This window comes from Oligoflexus sp. (assembly GCF_035638955.1).
Taxonomy (GTDB): Bacteria; Bdellovibrionota_B; Oligoflexia; order Oligoflexales; family Oligoflexaceae; genus Oligoflexus.
Map to the genome: position 1 here is coordinate 1 of NZ_DASQYZ010000495.1, position 3942 is coordinate 3942.

General features: G+C 50.9%; 4 protein-coding genes and 2 pseudogenes. 2 read left to right on the forward strand and 4 right to left on the reverse strand.

The window, feature by feature from the left end; all coding sequences use genetic code 11:
• The coding region (locus VE954_RS44000; protein ID WP_349263870.1) for a GNAT family protein at positions 1-232 on the reverse strand (232 nt) is incomplete at its 3' end.
• A 2-nt stretch (positions 233-234) separates the two neighbouring features.
• Here VE954_RS44000 and VE954_RS40240 point away from each other — a divergent pair.
• Positions 235-328 (forward strand): annotated as a pseudogene (locus tag VE954_RS40240) (IS6 family transposase); the annotation flags it as partial.
• A gap of 104 nt (positions 329-432) precedes the next feature.
• Here VE954_RS40240 and VE954_RS40245 read toward each other — a convergent pair.
• Entirely contained in the window at positions 433-1263 is an 831-nt protein-coding gene (locus tag VE954_RS40245) for a DUF5694 domain-containing protein (RefSeq protein WP_324963856.1), read from the reverse strand.
• A gap of 431 nt (positions 1264-1694) precedes the next feature.
• Here VE954_RS40245 and VE954_RS40250 point away from each other — a divergent pair, with 431 nt between their 5' ends.
• Entirely contained in the window at positions 1695-2249 is a 555-nt protein-coding gene (locus VE954_RS40250) for a hypothetical protein (RefSeq protein ID WP_324963858.1), read from the forward strand.
• 68 nt (positions 2250-2317) lie between these two features.
• Here VE954_RS40250 and VE954_RS44005 read toward each other — a convergent pair.
• Positions 2318-2527 (reverse strand): annotated as a pseudogene (locus tag VE954_RS44005) (DDE-type integrase/transposase/recombinase); the annotation flags it as partial.
• A gap of 264 nt (positions 2528-2791) precedes the next feature.
• Positions 2792-3418 (reverse strand): class I SAM-dependent methyltransferase, encoded by a 627-nt coding sequence (locus VE954_RS40255; RefSeq protein WP_324963860.1) that lies wholly within the window; start codon positions 3416-3418, stop codon positions 2792-2794.
• Positions 3419-3942 lie beyond the last annotated feature (524 nt).

A 3942-nucleotide genomic window follows, 5' to 3' on the forward strand; every position in this document is an offset into this window, starting at 1 on the left:
CATAAAGCAGCGAATCCCGCCATGAGCCACGTTGCAGCACATTCTGCTTCAGGTAGCCTTCTCGTGTGAAGCCGATGCGTTCCAGCACTTTTTGGGACGCGATATTGCCCGGCGAGGTGGTGGCGATGATACGGTGGAGACTCAGCAGGTTGAATCCAAACGCGATGAGGACACGAGCGGCTTCACTTGCGTAACCCTTATTCTGACCTCCATCCGCTGGTATCTCGCCTATAACTCGAGGAAATGATGGATGAGCGCGGCGTTCATGTCGATCACTCGACCATCCATCGGTGGGTCCTTCGCTATACCCCCGAACTCGACGCGGAGCTCAGAAAAAGGAAAAAGCCGGTCTCGGGCCGATGGTTCTGGGATGAGCGGTCTGCAAACGCAACAGAACGTTTTTTATTGTGTCACGCCTACACGGACGGAGCTTCACTGGGCAGGCTTAGCTTTTCTCAGATAGGGAATAGGGTCGATCGCCTTGAATCCGGGCGTTTCGTCAACGAAGTGCCGCAACCAATACCGATGCCCGGCTCCATAGACGACCAGAACTCGGTCACCGGGCTTTGCAATACTCTGCAGTTTGGCAAAAATTTTGGCATTATGCAGATACCAAGCCGCGTTCAGGTCGGCTCCAGGCTGATCCTCGCCATTGCCGAAGACCAGCATCCTGTAGTAGAAATCCTGGTTATTTAAGCGATTCTTCGGGTCAGTACGGTCGATCAGCAACTCAGCGATCGTGGCTATTTTTTGCTTTTCTTCAAAGATTTTGAGAGCCTTGGCAGAGTCCTCTTTCAAATCCTTCCACTGCGATTGCATGCCGTTTGCCTTGGCGTAGGCATCCACTTTTTCCACTGGGAAATAGTTCGGTTCACCAGCTGCGGGTTGTTCGTCGATAGCATGCACCGCCTTGTGCCCAAGTTTGTGGGCTAGCCGAAAGGCGATCTGAGTTGTCTCACTCCGCTCCTTGCTGAGAAGTTCAGGCGTGTATCGACTATAATCCGCCGATTCGAAACCGGAACCCTTGCCTTCCTCTTCCACCATGATCCGGTTCGGCTGAAATTTTGCCAAGCTATCGGTCAACTGCTGCAATTCCTTTTGTCTTTTTGGAACCAGGACATCATCCGCTTTCATATTATTCAAATCGGCCCCAGGATTGCCGAAGTGATAGGTTCCCAGCACCATCACTTCGATTGGCTCCGCAGCCGAGAGTGTCGCCGCTGTACACAACGCCAGCACGCACACTGACCACAAACTCTTCATTCCTATTTCCTCTCTTGTCTTTCAATCCTTGTCAAAGGGCTCAGGCTAGACATGGTGGAAGGCACAGTCCTGCAACCCGGCATTATAGGATCCTCTGGCCAGTATCGCCAGTTAAGCCATATCGATAGAGCTAGAAATGTCCTCAGCTGAATTTACTTCCAGATTTTTGGGTGGATTCTTGAGTGTCGGTTAAGAGGTGGCCGTTGCCGACCACCTCTTAACCGACAATACGTGGCGCAAAAGCAGGGCTTTCAGGTCACAGAGGTTCAGATGTGCAGAAAACGAGTTCCAATCCTGAAAGCCGTTTTGTTTGGATATTTCATCTAGAATGCTGCAGAACTAGAGGTCTGATATCCTTGAAGATCCCCGATCTTCATGCTAAAAAAACCCGCTCCTTAGCGGCTATACACACATATTCGAGGGAGTTTTTTATGCGTTCATTTGCTGTAGCGGTCCGTCTTTCATTCTTGCTTATTGCCGCTGCATTGCCGTCATTTTCCAGCCCTGCCGCCCATGCTGAAGCAGCCGGCATTTCTTCAGCCGAACTTATGCATCAGGTCCGACAAACCCACTCCAGTGAAGATATTTACGACCTTCTCGAACAACACCAACCGCGATTCTGGAATGAACTCCGCCGGAGTGATCGTTGGGAAGTGGCCGATACCATTGACCACCAACTGTCTAACGAGGAGTCCGCTGATGAAACTTCGGTTCGAGGTCTGAGTCTGGTCGAGCGAGCTTTGCGCTATGTTCGTATCAATGCAGCCATTCTGGATTCAGAAAGCGTGCCCAGTATTATCGCAATTCTCAATCCGCAACTGATCAGCGACCTTGGGTATGGACGAGATACGCCGAAAGTGGAATTGGAAGGAGTGGCTCATGACATTGTTGACGGTGCGTCCAGCCGAGGCCTACCCTATCGTGATCTGGAGAGCTTCGAAAACACCTATCGCCGCACTTTGCCTCGGTATTGGAGCGGAAAATAAGCACTCGTTCGGCAACGTTCTGTAGCGTTTGCAGACTCTAGCGGGAAAATATCTGGATTCGCGAACCATCATGCAGCCACGGAATAGAAGATCTCAGCAGAGGTGTTGCCCTCTGCTCCGACTTGCCGTTTTCGAATGATCCTCATCGACTCAAAACCACCGATAGTGATCCTTGCTGACTTAAATTTTTTGAAACCCAACGTGGCTCTGAATAGCTGCTTGATGGGCCTATGATCCTGCTCGATAATGTTGTTCAAATATTTATTCTGACGAATTTCCGATTTTAAGCAACTGTGGCGGCCGAAAACTACTGTTTTTGGCCAGAGCCTATCGGAGCAGAAAATATTCAGTTCGATTGCATCGCTCTCCATCCTGATTCCCAAGGCTTCTGGGACGATCTGTTAGGATTTGGAAAGAATCCTGACCATCCCCCAAGATGAACGTTAACGGTCGAAGCCGAGCAACCGAGTCTGGGAGCGATCAAGTGTGATGTAGCCTGGGGATCGCACATAAAAGTCCGTAAGATATCTTGCTTCTTCGACTCACGTTTTGACAAAATAAGCATTCAACCAAGCGATCCTTGGACTCTCATCCACGCCGTGCTCTATCAAGGCCAAGCCACAGCGTTTGGCGGCGGGTTCCAGCTTCTTAAGAGTCCAGTAATGAAATTGCCGCTCATCATCAGGCAGCTCGCTCACTTCGCGAATCTTGAGGCCTATATAGAAGATACCGCCGTCTCGAAGATCGTGGCAGACCGTCCGTACTATGGTTTCGAACATATCATCATCAAAGTGAAGCAGCGAAGCACAGGCCCAAACACCATCGACCTTCGTACCGATGGAGAAGGGATTGCGGAAATCGATCAGACGGCAGTCGCTGGAGGGACTTTCCTTCTGCGCCATGGCCAGGAGCTCTTTCGAACCATCGACAGCAATGACGTGAAAGCCTCGCTCTGAAAAATAGCGCGCGTCGCGTCCTGTGCCACAGCCGAGATCGAGGATGGCCTGGCCGGAAAAATGCTTGAGAAAGGCGGCGTAGAGCGCACTCATGTCCCATGAATGTACGCGGGCATGATAGGCCTTAGCATTTTTATCGTAGTAATCCAGGGATTTGCTCATAGAAGATGCCTGAAAGTGGGAGGAATTCACGACTGTCAACCGCTCCTTCATAGCATGCCGTCGAGGCCAGACCAAGGAAAGATCTGGGCTCTGTCGCAAACATTTCCGAGGCTGAAGTGAGTTTCTGAAGGGATCATTCCCCGGGCGCAGATATCCTGCGAGGGCAGTAAAACTGCTCGAAAGGAGTGGAGCCGGGAATATCAATCTGCCCTTTTGATCATGAGCATCATCTCAATTCCGGCAATCGTTTTCGCCGCCCTGAACGCCGCGCTCGGAGATCATTTCCTCGAGGTCCCTTAGGGAGAGCTTACAGCTCACGTACCAGCGAATGGAGGTCGATGGAATGGTCCCGCCGCATTGAAAAAAAGGCCACGATGAGCCCTATTGGGGCAAGTGTGGAATTCCAACCGGGAAATTCAAGCGAGAGGGAACCCCCATGAAAGAAATTACTGTACTGGCTGTAGACTTAGCCAAATCAAGCTTTCAAGTTCATGGCAATAATAATCAAGGGAAGTGCATATTTCAGCGACAGCTCAACCGTGGACAATTCGAGCTCTTCCTTGGCCAGCTGCAGC